This is a genomic window from Neptuniibacter sp. QD57_21, assembly GCF_047778075.1.
Lineage (GTDB): Bacteria > Pseudomonadota > Gammaproteobacteria > Pseudomonadales > Balneatricaceae > Neptuniibacter.
In genome coordinates this window covers 1,836,625-1,862,275 of sequence record NZ_CP180549.1, presented here as the reverse complement: position 1 = coordinate 1,862,275, position 25,651 = coordinate 1,836,625, and the positions used below count along the sequence as shown (strand labels likewise).

The 25,651-nt window shown below is 47.5% G+C and carries 1 protein-coding gene (cut by a window edge); it reads right to left on the bottom strand.

Annotated elements, in window-relative coordinates; translation table 11 throughout:
• Positions 1-25,651, bottom strand: the 5' portion of a protein-coding gene (locus ACMXYS_RS08180) for a Calx-beta domain-containing protein (protein ID WP_415898209.1). 9,767 nt of this gene lie to the left of the window's left edge; 25,651 of the gene's 35,418 nt are visible here — the first part of the coding sequence; its start codon is at positions 25,649-25,651; the stop codon falls past the left edge of the window.

Genomic DNA, 25,651 nt, shown 5'->3' with positions numbered 1-25,651 from the left:
CAGCGTCAGTGACTAGTGCGCCTGGATCGGTAGTAGATAGCCAGATGCTATCGCCAAGGGCATCTACTAATGGATCTGGGTTAAGATCGTAAGGCTGTCCAGTTGAAGGATCGATTGTTCTCTCTTCTTGAGTAGAGCGAGCTGCGGATACGGTTACATAAACGACCTCACCGGCTGCTAGCTCTTCTGAGAGTCTTACGGTGTAGAAGTCACTGAATTGATCCGCTTCTAGAAGTTCTTCTCGAACGATGCTTTGACCGGAGCTTGTATCACCTGCAGCCTCTTCATTAATGACGACTAGACCTTCAAGTGCGGTAGATACGTTGTAGTCGAAGCCATCAACCACAAGACCGTTGTAGAGAGGATCGTCGGAAGATACTAGATGATCAACCGCACCGGAAACACCTTCAAGTTCGCGGGTTACAATATCTTCGACAACATCGCCGCCAACATTGATGGTGTCAGAGCCTAAGCCACCGATTACCCGGTAAGCGACACCAAATGCAGTGGATTGAACGAAGAACTCGTCATCGCCTTCAAGACCGTCAACTTCAACTACCTCAATAGTGGAGTAACGAACATTTAGGCCTGCACCGTAGATACCATCTTTGGTGATGGCTATGTCATCTGGGAATTCAGTACCGAGGATGACCAGTTTATCGAAGCCTGCACCGCCTTCTACAGAAACTGGTGCGTTAATGTTGTATCGCACCTCATCCTGACCGCCACCTGCTCTGATATCAGGCGCTTGAGCCACAGAGAAGCCTAATCCGATCTGAGGTGTGGCAACGCCCTCTTCATCCAGAACGATAACATCATCGGTTGGATCTTCAGTCAGTAGAAGATCAAGGAAGTTAATGCCACCATCCCCGTTAACATCAAAGACTGGATTGCCGCCGCCATCCGTTGGTAAAGCAGCTTCAAGTGCGACGCCATTGTCCAATTGAGCAAAGGTGATCACGCCATCTTGAAGATCTTGAAGAATCTGAGCACCGGCTTCAAGGTCAGCTTTATCTATGACACCGCTATTATCGAAGTCAAAGTCGACTGTAGCAGCTAATGCAAAGGCACGAACGATAAATAGATCATTATCATCATCGCCCTCTAAACGGAGTTCAGCTTGGTTAGAGTAGACGCGGAACTCATCGTTGCCGCTACCACCTTGTGCTACCAGTGGTGCTGTTGCGCCAGCAGATAACCAGCCTCTTGTAGTTGCGACTAAATCTGGGAATACATCTTGCTCGAGCAAGTTACCGTCAGCAGTATCACGTTGCGCACCGAAGATCTGGCCGATTTGGAATTGATCATCGCCAGCACCGCCGTCGATAGAGGTAATCACTGTAGTATCATCAACGAAGAAGGCATCATTACCGCCTCTGCCTTCAACCAGTAAGCGACCATTCAAACCGGTGTCATAGTTGATACGTTGAACTTCATCACTATCTTCGTTGTTTTGAATAACATCGCCGTATTCGGCTAGATTTCCGTGCAAGATGGCAACATATCCCGGACGATCTGTTGTTTCGTTTGGAAGGAAGGCTGCTGCACGCATCAAGAAGATATCGTCAGTCGCGTAAGCATCTCCATTTGTGTCAGAACCGCTATTAGGGCTATCGAAGCCAAAGATACTTAGCTCGTCTACGCCATCATTCTCAGCGCCTGTATCCAATACATTGATGACGTAATTACGTTCATCTTCACCGTTACTGCCCAGAGAGTGAACTTCGTAGTAATCAGTACCTGCCTGACCGTCGAGCGTTAACGTGTGCTCTGCATCAGATACAGTATTTGGTCCAGTGGTGGTTGAAGTGTCTTGTAAGAAGTAGACCACCATCCGGTCTTCGCCATCTGCGAATAGTGAATCTAGATCCGCACTACCGTGAACACGAGTCTTAGAACCAAGGAAAATATAGCCATTATCGCCCTGCTCAGTATCACCGCTAGCACCTGAGAGATCTCCGAATTGAATGTAATCCGAGTCAACGTTGCCCCAGATATTGGTGAGATAAACGGGTGCAGTAAAGGTTGGAATTGCTGTACCAACAGGATCACCGGAAGTAACATCCGCTCCGGCAATGATTCGGCCCCTTAGGGTCATGTTGGTACCATAAGTGGCATCAGCATTGTTATGATCACCGAAGATGTCGATAGTTTCTTTGGCTAGAATCTCACTATTTTGATGAAGATCGACATTGTCACCGACTAATAGAAGTACTGAGCCTCCTTCTGCAAAGATCTGGCCATTTAGAATGCTACGTGGTGCATCTGGATCTAAACCCGGTAAACGGCTGACACTTTCAGCAAAACGTGCAGTACCTGATTCTAGTAGGATCAGATGCTCATCTAAATCGGCAGATTCTCTCACCGTTAGACGAATATCACCTGTATAGGTATGGGCTAGAACAAGACTCAAATCGCCGTCTGTTTCAGTGAGGTAGATATTATCGGTTGCTTCTAGACCAACATCGTCTACGTTTGCAGCTGAGTCAATTCGGGAATTGATTTCCACATCATTGGAGCTACTACCGATATCAGAATCGGTGCCATTAGCGTCCAGATCAATTGTTTGACCTAGGATATTGGCTGCCGTATCACCTGCTCCGCCGTTTCTTGCATCTCTGATTGAGCCATCAGTTGTTCTGAGTGATACATTTTCGTCACTGTGAACTGTATCTAACTCTAGTGGACCCGTTAGTTCATCGATATAGATGCCGCCATTGAACGGCGCATTTATATCGAAGGCATTAAGCACGCCGTTACCGTTATTGCGATCAACATTGATCTCTAAGAAATCATCTTCTGTGCCTATTCCACCAAATAGTGGTGCTGGGGTTTCATCAGTGATTACACCGGAGTTGAGTGTAATATTTACGCCAGAAACATCGACTGTTGTAGCCGCACCTGAATCGGTATCGGCATCGATGATTCTTGCACCGGAATTTAGCGTGACATCATCTTCGGTCGAATGGATGTGGCCAACCAACATATCACCGATCAGCTCATCCGCAATGATTTCACCATTAGTGGTTAAGAATATCTGAGGTGTACCATCTGGCGGTGTACCACCACTCCAATCAACATCAGTATTGATTATGAAGTCGATTGTTGTATCAGGAGTGACATCAACAGTGACATTGGAGCCGTATGGTGCGCCGGTGATCGAAGTGGTTCGATAAGTTCGGTTTTCTGCTCCGGTATAGCCGTCATTACTATCAACATGGCCAATATCTATATCATCACCAGCGCGTACTTCCGTGAAGGTATAGACTGAATCCACTTCAGAGTGGCCTGTGCCATAGGTCTGGCGAACCCAGTTATATAGGGATTCTCCCTCAACATCTGGACTGAAGTGATCCCAGTAAATACCACTACGGCCGTCAGGATCGAACAGACCTGGAGGATCGTAAGTGCTGACATTTACACCATCGATAGGCGCCCAATCATCACCGGCTCTGGAGTCATTGATAATCACATCGACGTCATCGCCTGCGGTAATCCGGTGGATGGTTATATCGAGACTGTCGGTTTCGGCTGGGTCTTGAGAACGATCATGCAAGGTAATATCCAATACGGTGTCACTACCGGCATCTGCTTCGAGATGAATCTCTTCAAGTGCTGGAGTTACATCGTTACTGGTGGCATGGATAATTCTGACCAATTCCACCATTAATGGCGTGCGGCCATCACTGGCATTCTGATTACCTATATCGCCACTAGCATCGACATCAAGCGTATTGGTTCTGATTAAGCCTTCATCGAAAATAGCCGTTGGAAGTACGCCTTGTTGAACTACCAAATCACGTTCATCAACCCTGATATCCCCGCGTTGGTTCTCAATTACAGTATCACCGATAACATTATCAATGCCTCCTAAGAGTATGATATCGCTATCATTATTATTTCCAGCTATGCGGTTTCTGATTTCAACTAAGGTTCTAGGGTAAGTGATATCTAGATCGAATTCGAAGGTATCGCCTGGTGTTACTGGGTCTAAGGATACGTTGTTTACAGAAGCTGGATTAAAGCGGATATCGTCCACTTTAATATCTACGGCAGCCGATCCATCATGGGTATCTATATGGTTTATAACGAGGTCATATTCAGAATCATTGATGATTCTGACACTGTCCCAAGTACGCTGACTTTCTACTAATCCACTATTACCCCAGATAATGCCATCAGTTCCGTTCACGTGGTTGGCAAAGAAGGTTAATTTACCGGCTTCGTTGTAGATAATGTCGTCGAGGATAACTTGGTTATTTGCAGCGCTAAGTGTGTTGCCAACGACCTTGCCGGTATTGCTACCCAAGAACTCAATATTGGTCAAGCTAACAATGACACCGTTTTCATCGATAACCAGCTCTGGATTAGGTTCTCCGAGCAATACTACATGAGACTCCCAGAATATATGGCGATCAGGCGTACTATTAACCGTATCATTTGCTTCAATATCTACGCTTAATACATTGAAGCAAACTTCTAAATCATCGACACCGATACAAACCTCAAGGTCAGGTAGTAAACCGGTATCAGTTGTCGCATCAGCTGTTATCGTAGCAATATTTTCTGAGTTAACATTAATATCTTTAGCTTTTAAGAATGAACCATCACGACCACTAACGCGGGTTAAGCTATTGTAGGTAGAACTTGAGTTAGCGTGAACATCAACAGGAATCGGGTTGAAGACAGAGGCTATAGCACTGATAAAGTTAGCCAATCCATTGTTATAGTCATTGTATCTAGCGGTAGCATCGGCATGCATTTGGGTATTGTCATGACGTGCTTCAACAACGATATTGCTATTGCTGATAATTGAAGAGCCGTTATGTAGGATTGTTTCGACAAGATCCCAAGATTGGATATGCGCATCGGCGGTTGAATCGGCAACAGGATAAGCTTTGGTATCTGACTCTGTATAAACGTTTGCGGACCATTCTTTGACTAATCCGCCGTTATCGATAACTACATCCCCTGTAATGTTATCGATTTGGGTTTGACTGCCAGCGCGTGCAGCCACGGCGACATTATTTGCTTCAATGTCTGAATTACCCGTCAATATTACTTGATTGAGTACTGGATCAATTGCAGAGCCTATGGTGATTGATCCATCTGCATCAGCAAAGCCTGCTACAGCCGTAGCATCCGCGTTTGCGGTAACATCTGCATTTAAACCAGTACGAGATTCAACTAGTACAGTTCGGTTTGCCTTGATGGTCGCGTCAGAAGTTAGGATTACATCGTGATTAACGACAATGTCAGCATCAGCATCTGAATCAGTTACCAAACCAAATGAACCATCGGTTTCAGCAAGTGCTGTTAATGTTTGCATGCTGGTTGCGAGTATTTGAACATCACGCTGCGCGATGATAGAACCAGAACCTATATCAGTAAGGACATGACTATCAGATGTAACGGTTGCATCGGTGTTACCAATGACAATGCCTCCTGCAGCGTTATTTGTAGCTGTAGCATTTGCATTAGTATTTCCACTGGCCTCTATTACAACATCATGTCCACGGAGAATACTGGACTCGATTAATGCTTGAACTGTTGGATTAGATTGGGCAGTAGCATCAGTGTTACCCACAGAAACGAGCCCAATGCCAGTACCTGTAGAGTCAGCTTTAATATTGTTACCACTATGCGTTGCTCTTAGCGTGAGGTTATTACCTGATTCAACATAACCGTTACCAGTAATTACCTGAATAGTTGGGTTAGCAATAGCATATGTATCTAGTCCATCTATTGTGATGCCCGCCCCACTGGCTGAATCAGCTTCTGCTAAAGATACGGCATTGGACTGAGCTGTTAATGTAACGTTACCCGAAGCAGTAATATTGCCCGAGCCAAATTCAGCAATAACTGTTGGATTAACTCTTGTTGTTGCTACAGATGAACCAGCGGTGATCGCACCGAAATTAGCGGATGATACAACCGCGTTCGCGTTATCAGATGATGATGACTGAACAGTTACTGTGGATGCCCCTGCTACACCATAGGTTGTTGGTAGTCCGTCAATATCTAATCCAGCAACGGTAGTACCTACACTGCCAAGAAGTTTGGCAGAAGTATCGCCATAAATATTGGCAGTTGGACTAGAGCTTGAAACTGAAACCACACCCCCACTGAAAACACCCGCATTTGCTATGGCGTTATTTGTTGAGGTCGCGTTTACGTTAACAGATGAGCCAGGAATTGTTATTAAAGAACCAGAACCAATGATGGCTTCAGTATCCGCTGCATTTGTAATTTCTGCTATTGCATCGGTTTTGTTGCCTGCACCAAGTCCGACGGTCAATACATCTGCAGTTGCGAACGCATCATTATCAGAGGTAGCCGTTACAGAAAGTGAACTTGCATCAATAACATCTGCGTTCATCTCTGCTTTGGTACCACCGCCTACTTTTGCGGTTGGCACTGACAAGCCAACTGCAATTAAACCACCGCCCGCTGAATCAGAATTAGCGAAAGCATTATTGTTAGAGGTCGCTACAAATGTAATTGAGCCGTTAACATCCAGAACATTACTACCAGTACCGCCTGTCGCATTGACATCGGCTGCACTCGTTACTTCAGCATAAGCAGAAGCTGTTGTAACAGTAAATCCACCAAGCCCTGCAGTAACCACATCGACATCTGCCGTATTATCACCATCAGCCTTAACCAATAGCGAATTAGAAGTTACCGAACCATCCATATCAGCTATGACTGCACCGCCTACTTTTGCTGTCGCGCCAATAACAGATGCAGTAAACAATCCGCCGGCTAAAGAAACGGTGTTAGCAATTGCCTTGTTTTGTTGTCCTTGAAGAAGCGCTTCTACTTTTACTGCTCCAGTAGTCCATATAGTTGCTGTAGAACCTACTTTCGCTTCTACATCTGCATCACTAGTGATTATCGCAGTAGCTTGAGCACCATTGCCTCCAGCGAGGCTCAAGGAGCCCACCGTAACAGTTGCAAGAGCAATATTTTCACCTAATGCTTTAACATCAAGAGTAGATGCTGCACTACCGACAATATCACCATCAAACTGTGCTAAGACGCCTCCGCCTACGGTTGCAGATGGCAACATCACAGAAATTGAAATCACACCGACTGTAGCGCTATTAGCGACACCTTCTGCTTTGTTATAACCAGTGGCAATAACGTCGATATTGGCTGCTGGTACGGTCAATTGAGCGGTAGAACCGACAGTTGCTTCAACATCAGCATCAGAGGTGATCTCTGCAACTGAACTCGCACCTGCTCCGCTAAACAAACCTAAAGAGATGGTGAGCGCATCTGCATCCGCATAGTTATTACCGGTAGCGAGGACATTTAGCGTATTAGCATCGAAAACATCACCATCCATTTCGGCAATGACCGCGCCGCCAATACGGGCTGCTAATTCACCACCGGCTATAGAAACCAAACCACCAGAAGCAAGATCTGAACTGGAGATCGCATCGTTATCTCCGGTAGCTTTTACATTTAAAGCATTAGTTGTTGTAAGTGATGCGGTAGAGCCTACAGATGCTATGACATCAGCATCAGACGTAATCTCAGCTACAACACCACTACCGGCACCACCAAAGGCACCGAATCCGCCTGCTAATGTATGTGCTTCGGCAAGGTTACGACCCACCGCTTCGATTGTGATTGAAGAAGAACCAGTAATATCACCATCGACATCAGCGATAACTGCTCCACCGACATGCGCAGTGGCCAGCATGACTGAAACACCTGCCAATACACCAGCAGCTCCACCTGCAGCGGTTGCAGTTGCTCGGTTCATTGCGCCTTGCAAACGTGCATCAACGACAACCGCGCCTGTTGCTGCGATAGAAGCGGCTGAACCCATTCTCGCTTCTACGTCTGCATCTGCCGTGATACTAGAAATCGCTTGAGCACCCGCACCACCACCAAGTGATACACTGGCAACCGTAGTTGAAGCATCTGCGATGTTTTGACCGAGAGCTTTAACGTCTAAGGTAGCTAACGAGCCACCGGTAGTTTGACCATCAAATTGAGCTAACACGCCGCCGCCAACATGGGCTTCTGGAAGCATGACAGAGATAGAAATCACACCACCACTGCCGCCAACTGCCGTACCAACTGCATGATTATATCCTGTGGCTAGCACATCAATATTGGCATTAGGTGTATTGAACTGAGCGGAAGAACCAACTTTGGCTTGTACGTCTGCGTCAGAACTGATTTCCGCTATAGCGCTAGCTCCAGCTCCGCTAAAGAGACCAATGGATATGGCCAGAGCATCAGAGAGTGCAACATTATTACCCGTAGCTTGTACAAGCACCGTATTGGCGTCGTTAACATCACCATTCATCTCAGCGATGACTGCACCACCAACCCGAGCAGCCAATTCGCCGCCCGCAATAGAAACAGCACCACCCGAAGCTAAATCAGAGCTTGATATTGCATCGTTATCGCCAGTTGCTCTGACGGTTAAGGTGTTAGTGGTTGTTAACGATGCTGTTGAGCCGACAGATGCAATCACATCGGCAAACTCTGTAACCTCTGCAACTACACCACTACCTGCACCGCCGAAGCCACCAAAACCACCTGCCAAGGTATGTGCCTCTGCAAGATTGCGTCCTACAGCTTCGATCGTAATTGAAGATGAATTCGTGATATCGCCATCAACATCAGCGATAACAGCACCGCCGACCTCAGCAGTTGCTAGCATGATTGAAGCTGCGCCTAGAGCACCTGCAGCTCCACCTGCAGCGGTTGCAGTTGCTCGGTTCATTGCGCCTTGCAAGCGGGCATCAACGACAACCGTGCCTGTTGCTGCGATAGATGCGGCTGAACCCATGCTCGTTTCTACATCAGCATCTGCCGTGATACTAGCAATCGCTTGCGCACCTGCACCGCCACCCAGCGATACACTGGCTACCGTAGTTGATGCATCTGCGATATTTTGGCCAAGGGCTTTAATATCTAAGGTAGATATCGAGCCACCGGTAGTCTGACCATCAAATTGAGCTAACACGCCGCCGCCAACAATGGCTTCTGGAAGCATGACAGAGATGGAAATTACGCCACCACTGCCACCAACCGCAGTACCTACTGCATGATTGTAGCCTGTTGCGAGCACATCAATATTAGCGTTCGGTGTATTGAACTGAGCAGATGAGCCTACTTTGGCTTGTACGTCTGCGTCGGAAGTGATTTCTGCTTTGGCGCTTGCACCAGCTCCACTGAATAGACCGAGGGAGATGGCTAAAGCATCTGCCAAAGCAACATTGCTACCGTCGGCTTTAACCAGAACAGTGTTAGCATCATTCACATCGCCATTCATCTCTGCGATGACTGCACCACCTACTCGGGCAACTAATTCACCACCGGCAATTGAAACTGCACCGCCAGATGCTAGATCAGAACTGGATATAGCATCGTTATCTCCAGTTGCTCTGACGGTTAAGGTACTAGTGGTTGTTAACGATGCTGTTGAGCCAACCGATGCTATGACATCGGCAAACTCTGTAACCTCTGCAACTACACCACTACCGGCACCCGCAAAAGCACCAAAACCTCCGGCCAAGGTATGGGCTTCGGCTAGATTACGACCAACCGCTTCAATAGTGATTGAAGATGAACTTGTTACATCACCATCTACATCCGCAATAACTGCGCCACCGACCTCAGCGGTAGCCAACATTACAGAAACACCTGCTAATGCACCACCGACAGCACCAAGAGCCGTCGCCGTTGCAAGATTCATATTGCCTTGCAAACGTGCATCTACGACGACTGCACCAGTCGTTGCCACTGCGGCTGCCGAACCAATACGAGCTTCTACATCAGCATCGGAGCTGATTTCAGCGATAGCTTTAGCACCAGCACCCCCGAGTAATGAAATATTACCTACGGTGGTGTGAGCATTAGCCCAATTATCACCTAGGGCTTTAACATTAAGTAAAGACGCTGCCCCGCCAATAATGTCACCACTAAACTCAGCTAAAACACCGCCACCGACGATCGCCTCTGGGAGCATTACGTTGATCGATAGACCGCCAATACCACCGCCTACCGCGCTGGCTTGTGCCTCATTGCTACCAGTAGCTAAGACGTTGATCGCTGCACCGGGAACGGTAATCTGCGAAGTTGAGCCTACTTTAGCTTGGACATCTGCATCTGATGTGATTTCAGCGAATGCATCCGCACCAGAACCGCTTGCGATACCCACAGAGATCGCCAAAGCATCAGCTTTTGCATAGTTATCACCGGTGGCGATAACATCGACTGCAGTCGCATTGAAGAGATCGCCATTCAGTTCAGCAATAACAGCGCCTGCAACGGTTGCTCCTAATGCAGAGCCAGAAACGGCAACTGTACCGCCAGAGCCTGCATCGGAGTTACTGAGTGCGTCATTATCACCTGTCGCAGTCACTGAAACTGCTCCGGTGGTTGTAATGGAGGATGTAGAACCTATTCTGGAGACAACATCTGCTGTATCGCTAATTTCAGAAACTGTACCTGTACCGGATGCACCAAAGCCTGCACCGATAGCAACTGCCAATGTATCTGCTTGAGCTAGGTTTCTGCCTGAAGCGGTTACGGTGACAGAATCAGAAGCCAAAACGTCACCATTAAGTTCGGCTTTAACACCTCCTTCGACATAGGCTTCAGCTAGCATGACAGCTAAACCACCCAACTGTCCGCCTGCTCCGCCTAATGCTTTGGCGGTTGCGAGATTGTTGTTACCAATATGATGAGCATCCAAAAGAATTTCATCGGCGGTAAGAGTTACATCGGCTCCGATCACGGCTTCGACATCGGCGGTTTCATTGATAATAGCGAGTACATCAGCACCGGAACCACCTATACCTACAACAGATAGTGATAGTACTAAGGCCTCTGCTTCCGCTTTGTTAGATGCCGTAGCAACAACGTCAATATCACCTGCAATCACAGTAACCTGACCGTCCATGCCCGCTAAGGTTCTGCCACCAACTTCTGCAGTCGGTAGTGATACATCAACTGCTAGCACACCAAGTGTCAGTGCTGAACCTAAAGTATCTGATATGGCGGTTCGACTGGCTGTCGCATCAATGACTAGATCGCCACTACCGGTCACTGTAACTGTTGTTGGATTACCTAATGATAGTTCGCCCACTCGAGTGCCGATGAACGCTTCAGTATTACTAAGCACTTGTGAAGTGGCGCTGGTAACACCCACTGCTGCACCCGCGGCATCAAGAGCAATGGTTATCGTTTCAGAAGTAGCAACTTCTGTACTGGCAGCTGTAATAGAGATATCCGAAGCGGTAACTGAACTGCTATCACCAATGTAAGCAAGAGTATTACCTTGGATGATCGCTTCGGTGATGGTAACTGCGACTGTTATGCCGGCACCTAAACCAAAATTAAGAGGCGCTGCAGTGGCCGTAAATGTTGAATTGGCATTAATATTTAGTGGCCCGCCGGTCAACACAACATTGGTGCTACCTAATGGAACCGTTCCTGCTCGTCCGCCGATATAAGCTTCAGTCGTCCGATCCACTGTGGCTGATACTATTGCTCCAGAACCTGCTCCACCAAGAGATAAAGCCACAGAAGTGACATCAGGTAAAGCACTGGCAATAGAATCAGCTGTTATATCCATTGCACTGGCGGTGACGGTCATTGCACCATCTGCATAAGCCCGAGTTGCACCACCAACACTGGCATTACCGTTAACAATGGATACACCCGCCGTTGTTGAAGCTGCTAGACCAAATGAAGTGGCATTGGCTATATGGCTGCTATCGGCATCAATCTGAACCAAATTACCTGCAGCAGTTAAGGTTGAATTCCGAGCGTATGCTTCTACTTCACTATCTATGTCAGTAATTGCAGACGCACCTGCGCCCGCGAGGCCTCCGAGGGCGACGGAAACTGAAACAACTGAACTGTTGGCATCAATTTCTTGAGTCGCATCTGAATCGATCAGGATAGTACCAGCACCCAATGCGGTAACAGAGCTATCTTCTACTGCCGCTATCACGGTATTCGTAATGTAGTTCTCAGCCAGTGAAACACCAACGGAGGTACCTAATGCCCCCACCGATACGGCAAACGCAATAACATCGGCCTGAGCGTCGGAGATATCGTTAGCTGAGATAACGACATTACCTGCGGAAGTTATATTCGATCCATTGCTGACTCGTGAACTAACCATTGCATTCGAGGTGTTCCGTGCAAAGCCTCCAGCGCCTGCGCCTGCAAAGCCGATTGAGATTGAAACAGAGACCGCAACAGAGGCAACAAATGCATCCAGATCAGATTCAGATTGAGCTAGTAAGGTGACGGTTCCAGCTTCAGAGGTTACATCTGAGTTATCTATTTCTGCTCGGGTAATGCTGTTATTGGTATTTTCAGAAGTTGCTGCAGATACCCCTACAGCCACACCTACATAGGAACCGCTAACCGAGAGTGTTACCGCTGCTGCATCTGAAGTCACAGACAGATCATCGACAGCGGTAACAATCACATCGCCACCTGCCTCAATGAAATGAGATCCGCTTGCATCCTCAATATAGGATTCGACCAAACCGTCGACGGTATTTTCAGTTACAGCCGCACTAATACCAGCAGCTAAAGAGAAACTACCTGATACAGCGACAGTAACAGAGGCTGCAACACCCAAAACATCTACGCTGGCTTCAGATTCAGCCTCGACAGTTAGAGTTCCTCCGATATCAACCGAAGAGTTTTCGATGCCTGCCCGAACAGTGCCGCTATAGGTATTACTTGCAACAGAGGTAGACAAGCCAACTGATATAGCCACACCACCCGATGCACCCACTGCAATGCTAGCTGCAACAACATCTGTATCAATATTAGTGACATCTTTCGCGCGAACCGTTAGGTCCCCTGGCGCATTAAAAGTACTGTTATTGGTGATCAGCGATTCCGTAAGGTTTGCGGCATTCACTGTCGCAACTGCCACACCTACCGATGCAGAAAACGCAAACGCACTGCTTGCTGAAACACTAAGGGCTGCACCGACTGAGAATGTAGTTACATCGCTATCAGAACGGGCCGACAAAATAGTTGGAGCAGCAGACGTTAAGTCGATGTCAGAGCCTGAGATAATGGATTGAACAGATGTATCGAAATCGACAGTAGATACTGCAACGGCACCAGACAATGATACGGAAATATTTGCACTTGCAGCTACGCTCGCTGCTACAGCGACGGTCAAGGTATCTAAGAGTACTCGATCTTCTGCAGTCACGGAGAGCGTGCTCGCATCAATATCACTATCGATGACGCTAGCAGCAATCGTATTACTCATGTTGCTGGTCACTGAAGCACCGCTACCTGCTCCTGATAGAGAGAAGTTGCCGCTTGCAGTAACGGATAAAGCCGCTGAAATACCTTTTGTTGTGACAGTTGCCCTATCTCCTCCTAAGAAAGATTGGGCATTAACGGTGACATTATCCGCATCTATTGTAGAGCCTTGAATTGTGGCTAATAAATCATTGGTTACATTGACGGTTGCTAAGCTCACAGCGATCGATACGTCGATCGCTGCAGTTGATGATGCCGCAACCCCAATGGTGGCAGATACAACCAGCGTATCCACTTCACTAATATCTATTGCTTCAACTAAGACATCATCAGCAGAGGTTATGGTGGATGGGTTTATTACTGCTTCTGTGGTGCCACCAACGTTGGCAACGGATTCTACGACTGCGAAACTAACACCTACCGCTGCAGAAGAACCTGCGGCTAACGAAAGTGTTGCAGCAACAGCTTTGGTTTCTATATCAGTATCGTTAAATGCCAGTACTGAAACTGTATTAGGATCTGTGATCGCTGAACTTCTAATGCTCGCAGAGGTTACCGTGTTCGAATTTAGCGTCGCTAACGTAACCGAGCCAGATACAGTGACTGCAGCTGTACCACTAGCAGACGCTCCGATCGATGCTGCTACCGCTAAGGTGTCGATGGTGAGTTCATTGGTGGCCATCACAACTACATCAGTCGCATTGTTAATGGTTGCAGTATCAATAGTGGCTTCGACAGTATTGGCTAGCGTATTGGTAACTGCACTACCAGAACCGGACGCCCCGACGCTAACGGTACCACCACCGCCAACCGAAACAGAGGCAGCTACCGCATTGGCATCTACTGAGCCATCTGCAAGCGCTGATACATCAACTGTGCCGTTGGCAGTAATAAGCGATCCATCATCAATTGCCGCTCTTAAGTCTGTATTGATGTCGTTATCCGCAATAGATACCGCAATTGCCGCTGATATTGCAGCACTACCGCCACTGCTAATGGCTAAACCGATTGAGGCAGCAACTACCGTAGAGGTAACAGAGGAGCTATCTTCAGCATGAACGCTTAAGCCGTTGGTGCTGGTAACAATACTGCTACTGATTCGAGCTGCCACAGTATTGTTCAGAGTATTCAAAGATGATGCGCCCGCACCTGCACCCGTGATCGCAATATCACCTGCAGCTAAAGATAAACTAGCTGCCACACCCGTAGAGAGAATCGACAGCTGCGTATCAGTACCAACTGTTATGCTGCCGCCATTCACTGTTGAGTTGATAATACCTGATTCTGTTACGCCACTGAGACTATTGGTAGCTAATACAACTGACACACCTAGAGCAAAGGCTGCTGTGCTACCGACTGCGACTGAAGCTGATGCAGAAACCACCTCTGAATCTAGAGATGATGTATCTACCGCATCCACACTAACCGCACCTGTTGCATTTACAGTGCTATTTTCAATGACCGCTCTGGAAACACCGCTATGAATATTGTCTGCCGCTGCACCCGCGCCAGCGACTGTACCTGCCACATCACCCGAAGCACCAACAGTGACAGCAACTGCAACTGTGGTGACATTCATCTGTAACGATGAGGTGAGATCTATATCAAGAATGCCGCTACTAGTGACATCAGAATTAAGCACTCCTGCGGTCACTGCTGTACCCACATTGTTGAGGGCGACAGCTGCTGATGCATCTAAGCCAAAGGCGATTGAACCACTGGTTGCGGTAACACCTACACCAATCGATGTGCTAATTGCATCAATCAAACTACTGTTAGTAGCGCTAATAGTGACATTACTGGCATCAACAACCGCACTGTTTTGAATTACTGCTTCGACAGCGCCATTGACTGTATTAGTAACAACCGCAACAGTGACAGATGCTCCAACAGCGATATTACCGCTACTGGCATTTACACTTAAACTTGCTGCTAACCCTAAGGTTTCAATTGTTCCTGCTGAATCGGCATTGAGTATCAGATCCCCGCCAGTTGATAGACTGCTGTTATCGATTAACGCTCTGGTTTGTGTAGAAATGACATTATCTGCTGTAGCTACGGTGACATTTAAAGTGATGGCACCATCACTACTGCCTGTGACCGAAGCGCTTGCCGCAGCGACATCGGCATAGATCTCTGCTGCATTAGAGGCATCAATATCAGTATTGCCACCAATCGTTGCATCAGCACCATTTACTAATCCTGCCTCGATAATATTGCTGATGGTGTTCTGGCTGCCTGCGCCGCTACCCGTTCCACTGAGTGAATAGGAACCACTAATGGTCACGCTGATGGCTGCTGATACTGCGACAGCGTCTATTGATGTATTGGATTCAGCATCTATATCCAATGCTGAAGCAGTGAGTATTGAGTTAGAAATTAGGGCTCTAGTTGTATTATTAATTTCATTGTTGGCATTAGTGGCTGTGATATTTAAGCCACCCGAACTGCCAGATCCACTGACAGCGGCATTGATGCTAGCTGCCACTATGTCTGCAGTAATAGATGAGTTATCGATAGCTGATAAAACGAGTGATCCAGCTAGATCTACAACTGAACCTCCCTCGATCATCGCTTCAACTGTACTGTCTATATCATTGAAAGCTAAGGAGATATCTGCAGAGAAACTTGCGGAAGTACCATTCGATGAAGAACTAATTCCGACCGATGCAGATACCGCTATGGCTTCGATACTCGCTTCTGAAAGCGCTGAAACCGTAGCGCCAGAAGAACTGCTTGTTAGGCTAATATCATTGATCGCAGCTCTGGCTGTATTACTTATATCATTATCAGCCACAGCTACACCGATACTGCCAGATACAGAGGTATTATCAGAACTGATCGCCAAACTGAATGAAGCTGCTGCAGCATCTGCAACGATTAATGATTGATCCGTTGCTATAACTGATACTGGGCCAGCCACCGTAACCGTAGCGCCTGAATCAGCTACATCTTCAATTTCTGCAATGGCACTATTACTGATGGTATTAAAGGTTAAAGCGCCGGTTGCAGCAGCACTGATAGCATTATTATCACTAGACTGTGTGACGGATAACGCTACACCAAAGGCCAGAGTATCTATCTCAGAAGCCGTTAAAGCCTCAACAGAAAGCGCACCACCTGCATTAACTGAAGTCGAAGACAGAATTGCCTCTGTAGAAACATCGATCTCATTCACCGCGACCGAAACACCTAAGCCGACCCCAGCCTGAGAGCCGCTACCACTGCCGACGCTGATCGATACGGCTGCTGAACCTGCTGTTGAAGTAACAATACTTGTATCAGACGCATACAGGCTGACATCACCCGTTGCCACGATACTGCTAGGGTTGATGATGGCGCTTATATCCCCGGTAATGAAGTTGCCGGAGCCGGAACCTGCCAACGCTAATGCGCTACCGTCATTTGCCAGTGCACCTGCAATACCTAAAGTGAAAGCGTTGACTGTTGATGTGGAGGTTGCAGTTACATTAACGTTGTCACCCGTGGCATTAACGTTACGAAGTGCTGCCGTTGTAACTTTAGTGATAACGTTTTGCGCACCTGCGGCACCCGCTGCCGCAGCACCTAAATCACCGCCGCCTAGTGATAATGCTAAGGCACCTGCACCGGCATCAGCATTGATGTAACTGTTATCAGTCGCTGAAATATTTATATCACCTGCACTCAACAATGTTTGCGCTGCACCAGTGTTGGTAATACTTGCTTCGGTTGAAGCTAAAATGAAATTCCCTGAACCGGAGCCTGCACCAGCTAAGGCATCCGAGTCATTAGCAACTGCTGCGGAACCTGCAATGGTTAATGCCTGAATGCTGGATGAGTTAGTGGCGCTGACGTCTACACCACCGGTAGCGCTAACTGGAGTATCTGTAACAGTCGCTCGAATGGTTTGTGTAACATCATTGACCGCAACAGAGGCGCCCACTGCACCGGCTGTACTTCCGCTGTTGTCATAAGCAAATGTGGCACCACCTGAATCGGCTCTAATATCTGAGTTATCTTCGGCATGCAGGGTTAAATTGCCATCTGTATCTACCGTGCCACTATCAATCTGAGCTAAAAGTTCGGTATCAACTACATTAACTGTGACACTGCCTGCACCAGCGAACGTTATATCACTGGAATTGTTGTTATCGCTGTTACCCGTTTTGATTGCACCTGCGACTGCAATGGTGACCGTATCAAGGTTGGTAGCATCAGTTGCAGAAAGGGTCACGCCACCGGAATTCGACGTTAGATCATTACTGCCTAACGCCCGTGCCCAAACACTATTATCGATTACATTAACTGATACTGAGCCTGTGACACCGGCATCGGCACCATTGGTAATCGCTAAACCACCAATAATGTTGGTGACATTGGTTTCGTCCGCACCACGAAGTAATATGCCTTGATTTGCGGCTGCACCGGTATTACCACCATTGATAGTGGCTCCAGCACCTAATGTGGCATGGGTTTCACCGTCGAGTACGGCAACGCCAACGGATGCTGCGATACCAACATTGGTTCCACCGTCATTGTCTCCGTTCTCATTGCCGCCATTGTCCTGCCCTAATGAACCAGAGGCCGCAATAGCTAAAAGGGATACATCGTCATAACTGGTAGCGGTTACAGATAAGCCATTGACGGTTTCTGTGCCTTGATCGCCATTACTATCAAAGATGCCATCTCTTACAGACACCCCAGCTCCTTGGCCTAAAGATGTGACTTCGGCACCCTCACCGATCACGGCATGGGTACGATCAATATCGACCAATACCCCAACCGAGATACCTACTGAAGAGCCACTCATTGATACCCCAAGGGTTCCCGCATAGCTTTCAATGGCTGTATGACTGTTAGCTGCAACCATCGCTGAACCTGTCGCGTTAACAACTACATTGCCTGCTTCAGGTGTTTCAGCATCCGGATCTTTACCTAAAACCGCACGGGTATCAGTCAGATTAACCAAAACATTTAGGCCGCCAGCGCCTGAAGTACTGTCCCCAGCACCAATATTGGCAGTTAATTGGAAAATATCCTCGGTACCATCAGCTTCAACGATCAAATCTCCGCCAGTGGTTATGGATGTAGGTACTAGAGCATTATCGGACGCATCTATTATCGCTTCAGTCGATTTGGTGATAACCGCTACGCCTAGGCCTATACCGACACCGGTAGCATCTTTACTGCCTGCCAGAGCACCAGCAAATGTTGAAAGTGTTGTATCGTCTGTTGCTCTTACAGTCAGGTCGTTGCCAGAGCTCACCACCGCTCCGGCACCAATACTCGCTTTAGTATTTAATACAAAGACATCAATTGCCGCAGATCCGGCACCTGCATCGCCACCAGAACCGATTGCAGCACCGGCAACTAATGTGGTGACATCAATGCCGGTTTCGTTAAGCACTGGGACAATGATTTCTAGAGGGCTGACAGACGCATCTGCGATGACTGACAGATCTCCAGCAGAATCTATAGAAGTACCATCGCCAACGGTTGCAAGAGTGGCATTTTCAACAACATTAACCCCGATCGCAGCACCAACACTGGTACCCTCATCGGATAAGGTTAGTGCGCCACCACCTGCTATATTCTGTAAACCGATATCTTGTCTTGCTTCAACGCTTAGATCGGTACCAGTCGTTGTAAGGCTCGCACCATCAGCGAGCGTAGCGCTAGTGTTGCTGATAATGACATTAACGCCTACAGAACCTGCCACGGCAGTATTATCATTCTCGCCTTTCTGAGTAGAACCGCTACCGGCCAGTGAGAGCAGTTTAAAGTCGTTACTTTCACCGTTTGGAGTGCCCGCCTCAATGCTGACAGATGCTGCGGTGATATCACTATTGCCGATAGAAGCATGAGTATCTAACAATCCGACATTTACAGTTACGGCAGCGCCTACTGTGGTTTTAGCATCATCAGCAAAAGCTGTGGCGATGGCTTGTGTATCTGCATCAGCATCGCTGGTTGCTTTGACGGTGAGATCACCACTGGCATCGATAACCACGCCATCGCTAATAGAGGCATTAACTTCAGGGGCAATGACAGTAGCGCCAATCGCTGCAGCTACACGTACAGTACCGCCTCGTGTTTGTTGTGATGCATCTTCACCCGTACCACCTTGACCACCCGGATTAGCGGTTTGTGATTCAGCGGTGGTATTTGCTCCTTCAACCTGGTCACCTGCTGTAGGTGCAGAAACCGAAGTGCCGGCCCGACTATTGGCATAATCGGTTTGATTACTTGTTTCCTCATCTGAGGTATTACCGCCGTCTTCTTCAGACTTCGATCCTTCTGAGCTGGCTTTAGCCACGGTTGTCGCATCAATTTCTGATAGCGCTACCACTGAAACATTACCAACACCGGTGTTGACGCTTCTTGCAAGTAAAGCATCGGTATTGTCTTCTACCCAGCCCATCGCAAAGGAGATGCCCACGCCGGTTTCACCGCCATCAGTTTCTGCGTCAGCTTCTGTTTTTTGAGCCTCTAAGGTGGATGCGGAGATACTGAGATCACCTGCGACATTAAGAGCGTCGCCATTGGAATCAATCTGAGCCGATGTATCGTTGTTTGCTACACCTATAGCTACAGCGCCACCAAAAGCTATTCCATCGGAACCGGTTGCTTTAGAACCTGCTTTAGCGAGAGTCACCATGGTGTGATCACCCTCAGCAGAAACAGATAAATTGTCTGACTGGCTAATGTCGCCGCCTAATATACCGGCATCGGTATCATGTGCGCTGACATTCACAGCAACGGATAAGCCGCCACCGCTGCCACCTGAGGTAGGGTCTCCAGGTAGTGCACGCGCTTCATTGCTAGTACTAGATTCAGCTTTAACGGTGACATCGCCAGTTGCAGTAATGTCTGAACCATCACCTAGGGTTGCTGAAGTTGAGCCGCTGGCCTCATTTATCGCTACGGAACCGGCAACACCAATATCTCCACCACTCGCACCAGAGTTAGCTCGTGCTGATGAGGAGTGAGTTGATTCTGTAATTTGGTGAGAGCTGCCCGTACCTATACTAGTTAATTCTACGGCCTCACCTTTGAGAGCGTTTTCTTTGGTATCGGCAAGTTTGAGTCGGCCATTGCCTTCGATAATGGCATAGTAAGTATTGCCGTTAGTTAACCCACCAATATCGGTACCGCCACCATTGCTATAGACAATCTCATCGCCTGTATTAAGGCCCAACGTGTCTTGTAAGTGAATTTCGAAACGTTTTTCGTCTGGGTCAAAGTCGAGGTTATCTTTACCATCTCGCTCTAAACTATGATTATCCCCGCTACCCAAGGATGTTAGATCGATTGCTGTACCGGCATTTGCATCAGCTTCAGAAGCAGCCAGTTTAACTTTGCCATCACCTACATCGATTACGTAATACTTAGTTGTGCCACCATCATCGGTTAGGCCACCTATGCTGGTATCACCGCCGTTGCTATAGGTAACTTCATCCCCAGTCTCTAAATCATCGATATCCCCTACATAGATAGTGTTTGCATCAACATCAACACTGATCGGTTCTTTAGGGGTGATATCGACATCTCGATCAGCCATTTCTGCAGTGACATTCACACTAGATGCAGTAATATCGGCATACTCAATTAGAGAGCTATTACTGATATCGGAAGTGCTGAGTGCAACAGCGACACCTACGCTAGTACCGCCTTCATTTGTTGTAGCGCTACCATCGGCTTCCGATAGTGAATCAGCATTAGCGGAACTGTTTACATTGATATCGCCAGCTACGTTTATTGTGATTGGATCTAAAGAAGTGCCACCAACATAAGCGGAAGTTTGTGAATCACTAATATTGACCGAGATAGCTGCTGCAACGCTAATGGTACCTTCAGAGGTAGATGCATCTGGGCTATCGTTATCCCCGGTGCCTTCATCACTATTGCTGTCCGCAAAGCTGCGTTGTGAGGCAACCTGATCATTAACGCCGTTATCATCCCCGCTATTTTCTACGCCATCATCTTGTTCTGCACCGCTTGAGCTGGCTTTGGCTGTCGTTCTTGAGGCATTGTTGCCTCGTGCCATCAACATCATGGCTCCGCCTGCTGTCAAATCCCTAGCGATCATAACGGCAGTACTATCATTGGCTGATACTAAGGCTAAAGAAGCGCCGATTGCTGCATCAGAACCTTCAACATCACCTTCAGCGTCAGCTGTGGTTCTGCTGGTTTGTTCGGCGTTAAGAGTTAGATTCCCACTTATATCGAGTAATGAGCCTGCTTGGATATTTGCATCGGTATCATTGAAAGCTATGTTAAGCGCTACAACGGGAGTAATCGCTACACCACCTGCCGCACCTGCACGAGCAATAACCCATTGTTCATAAGTACCATCAGCATCGAGTGTTAGATCAGATGCGCCTGTAATACTGCCATCTAGAGCAAGTTCAGATAAGGTATCGTTATCACTGACATTCAAGGCGACTGATGCACCAATACCTACGCTTTCACCACCTGTATTTTCTAATGGCAGCGCCATAGCGGAATGCTCAGTGACTGATTCACTATTAAGACTGACAGCACTGTTATTCAGCATAGTAACGCTGCTATCCGCAGCGATTAGGGCGGAAGTCGTTACATCTACAAGGTTAATTGCTAACGAGCCTGCAACACCTACATCACCACCACTCGCGCCAGATGTAGAACGTGCTGTTGTACGATGAATCGATTCGGTTAACGTGTGATTATCACCGCTGCCAGATCCAGTCACCTCAATCGCATTACCTGCAAAAGCATCTTCTCGAGATTCAGCCAGCTGAATCTCATCACCAATAATCAGGTAATAGGTTTTACCGTCTGATAGCCCGGTAATATCACTGCCACCGCCATTGTGATAAGTCACTTCATCACCGGTAACATAGCCCTGTGGTACTTCAAATTTAAGCTCGTATTGAGGGTTGAAGGTGATATCTTCTTCACCCGCGCGTTCGAATGTGTGCTCGGTGCCACCGCCTAATGAGGTTAAGTCTATTGCAGTGCCATTATTGGCATCGGCTTCATTGAGCGCTAGCTTGTATTTACCATCACCGGCATCGATCAGATAATAAGTCGTGCCATCAGTTAGCCCACCAATTGCGCTACCGTCATCATCCTGCTGATAAGTAACTTCATCAGCGGTTTCTAAACCTTCTACGCCTTCGAGCAATATTGTGTCTGCTGCCAGATCGACCACAGTGCTAGAGCTGATATCACTGCTGCGTTCAGCCATTAGAGCATTTACAGTGAGTCCATCAGCACTTACAGTGGCTCCGGTGTCAACGATAGAACCATCACCAACCGATGATAAATTTAGGGTGTCTGATTTATTGATTGCAACGGCAGCACCAACACTTACACCACCATCTGTAGATGTCGCACTTGCATCAGCTATAGCGGCAGAGTCACTGTTAGCACGTGAAGTTACCGTTAAGGCGCCAGTTGATGAAACGACTGCACCATCGGCTATCAAAGCGGAGTAATCGGCTTCACCTAAATTGATTGAAATTGCAGCCGCAACACTGACACTACCATCTGATGTTGAAGCATCAGGTGTTTCTGAACTGTTGGTCGAACCAGAGTCGGTTCTACTGTCAGCTTGGGAATTTGCAAAGCCGAGTTGCTGAGCGTTTTGATCATCCACACCATCAGGATTTGAGCCATCGTCCTCTTCAGCTCCAGCAGCACTGGCTTCAGCATGAGTTCTGGAAGCTGTTGCGCCCTGAGCTAGCAACATCACCTGCCCGCCAGATGAGATAACATCACGCAAGATTTGTGCTTGAACGTCTTCTTCAGCAATGGTCAGCGCTAAAGATGCGCCAAGACCAACAGAATCACCTTTTGTATCACCTGCTGCATGGGTACTTGTCACGCTGGTATGATCAGCGGTTAAAGATAGATCGCCTGCTAGATTTAGTGTATTACTACCTGCTGAAATCTCAGCGATGGTCGAGTTACGAGCAATTGAGATCGCAACCACTGGAGTTAGTGCTGTACCGCCTGCTGCACCGCCAACCGCTTTTGTATCCATAAAGTAGGAGCCAGTAGCATTAGCGTCAATCGCTGCTACATTGCTCAACAGCGCATTTTCTACCGCTGCTCTGGTAACAATATCAGTGATGTTTACTGCGACAGATGCACCAAGGCCAGTGCCTTCACCACTGTTGCTATCACCATCATCGGTGTCATTACTATCGCCGTCGCCTTCCACATCAGCTTTAGCAAGAGCGTTAGATTTAACGGCCGTTAGTGCATTCAACGATAGATCGGTTGATCCCAGGTCAAGTGTTGCACCTGACTCAATCGTTGCTTCGACTCGCGCTGTAACAGCATTAACGGCTAATGATCCTGCAACACCAAGATCTCCGCCACCTGAGCCTGATTCGGCTGCAGCTTCAAAACTGTTATCAGCATCTAGGGTGGCATTCACTTCAATTGCATCGGCAGAATAGCTACCGGCACCATCTAGATAAGCAAGGCTATCAACGGTTGCGATATTTAAAGCAACCGCTATACCTACACCTGGTGCTGCTGCTCCAGTATTTGAGCCATCAGCTGTTGCTGTTACAGTGTCATTTGAGGTTGCATGAACATCGATATTGGCATCAGTAAGGCTGATATCTGTGGTGATACTGCCGCTAGTTTCTATGTAAGCTGCGGTTAGATTATCAACCAGTGTTAAAGCTAAGGCGCCAGCAAAATCGACATCACCCTCTGCTGTACTAGCTCTATCTGAATTATCACCGTCGTTGTTAGGGTCTTGAAGCGCCCTTTCTGTCTGGTTGCCGCCGCTGGTATTTTCCTCTGAACCACCTTGAGTTGAAGTTGCTTTGGTGTGCACTTGATTGGTGGTTGTCGCGCTAACGTTAACTTTTTCTGCTGTGCTTCCGAGTATTGAAGAGCTGCCGTCTATGTAAGCCTTAGTTTCAGTGAAAACTAAACCCATAGCTAAAGTGGCACCGGAATCACCGAGGGAACCATCAGTTTCACTGTTTACATCGATCTCCGTGCTGGCAAGAATATCGACATCACCACTGATATTAAGAGTGCTTGCGCCGGAAATATGTGCTTTAGCACTTGAATCTACAACAACAAGGGATATTGCTGCATCTGCTTCGCTATCGTTATCCTCTGCAGTCGCAGCATCGGTTTGGTCGCTGCTTACCGCGGTGGTCGCCTCAACCATCAAACTATTGGCTGTGATTGCTGTATCAAGAATATTAACTTCAGCACGTGCTCGGGCATAAACACCAACACCATCAATACCTGCACCTAAAAGATCTGCAGGTACAGCATTTACAGGCGAAGAAGCTTGGGCACGAAGAACAACAGCAGAGCCACTAACTACGGCTGATGAAAGGTCTATTTTTGCGTTAGGGTCTGAAAAATATAAACCGCTAAGGTCGATAGGAAGCTCAATATCTTCAACTGCATCCAATGGACCTGTAAATTCATCGTACAGATCCCCTACCGTTTCGATCGTACCTTCATCAGATGCGGTTGCTGTAAGCGTAATATCCCCTGCAGTAAGCGAACCTGTAACAATAATCTCTTCGGCATCTACGGTTAAATCTACACTGCCAAGATCGAGATTAGTTAACGTAATAGTATCGTTACCATCGCCACCATTGATGGTTAATGAATTGAGCGGTGCAAGGAACGTTGTATCCTCAAACGTAGTACCTGATAAGGTATATTCACCTAGAGCTAAACCATCACTTAACTGGGCATCGTAATCATCCCCAGCAGTCAGATCGAATATGACATCTGATAAGGTGCCAGTAGCCGTAATCGGTTCTAAGCCTACGTAAGTGATCAGGTTATCATCTAGAGCTACCGTACCTGAATCTGGCCCTGTCGGTGTGAATACGACATTTTCGTAGTCCCCCCCTTCAATCACTAAGCTATCGAACCCTCCATCACCGCCATCAATAACGCCGCTTAAGCTACCGTCAGGCAAAAAGGTGAAGGTATCTTCGTTATCAGCTGAACCTGTAAGATTTTCGACATTACTGAACTGAAGATTGCTATTTAACGTACCAGCATTAGATCCAGTGACCTGCCAATCACTATCAGCAGTTGGACCAACAAGTACATCATTACCTGCTCCACCTTCAAAGGTAATAACAATTCCAGGAGCATCAGATTGGTCAAAATCAATTTTAAGGCGGTCATCTAGATCTGAACCCGTAATGACGACATCGCCTACCTCACTGAGCAAACGTTCAGAGAGCAAAACAGGCGTATCACCGGAGGTATCATAAAGTTGTAAAATAGGAGGGGTAGCTAAGTCTTCAAATAACTTAAGAGTCAGATCACTTGCTGAATCTGGATCTGCGACAAAAGAAAGTGGGTCAGCCGATAATAATAATCGCGGTTCTACTGGCTCACACAT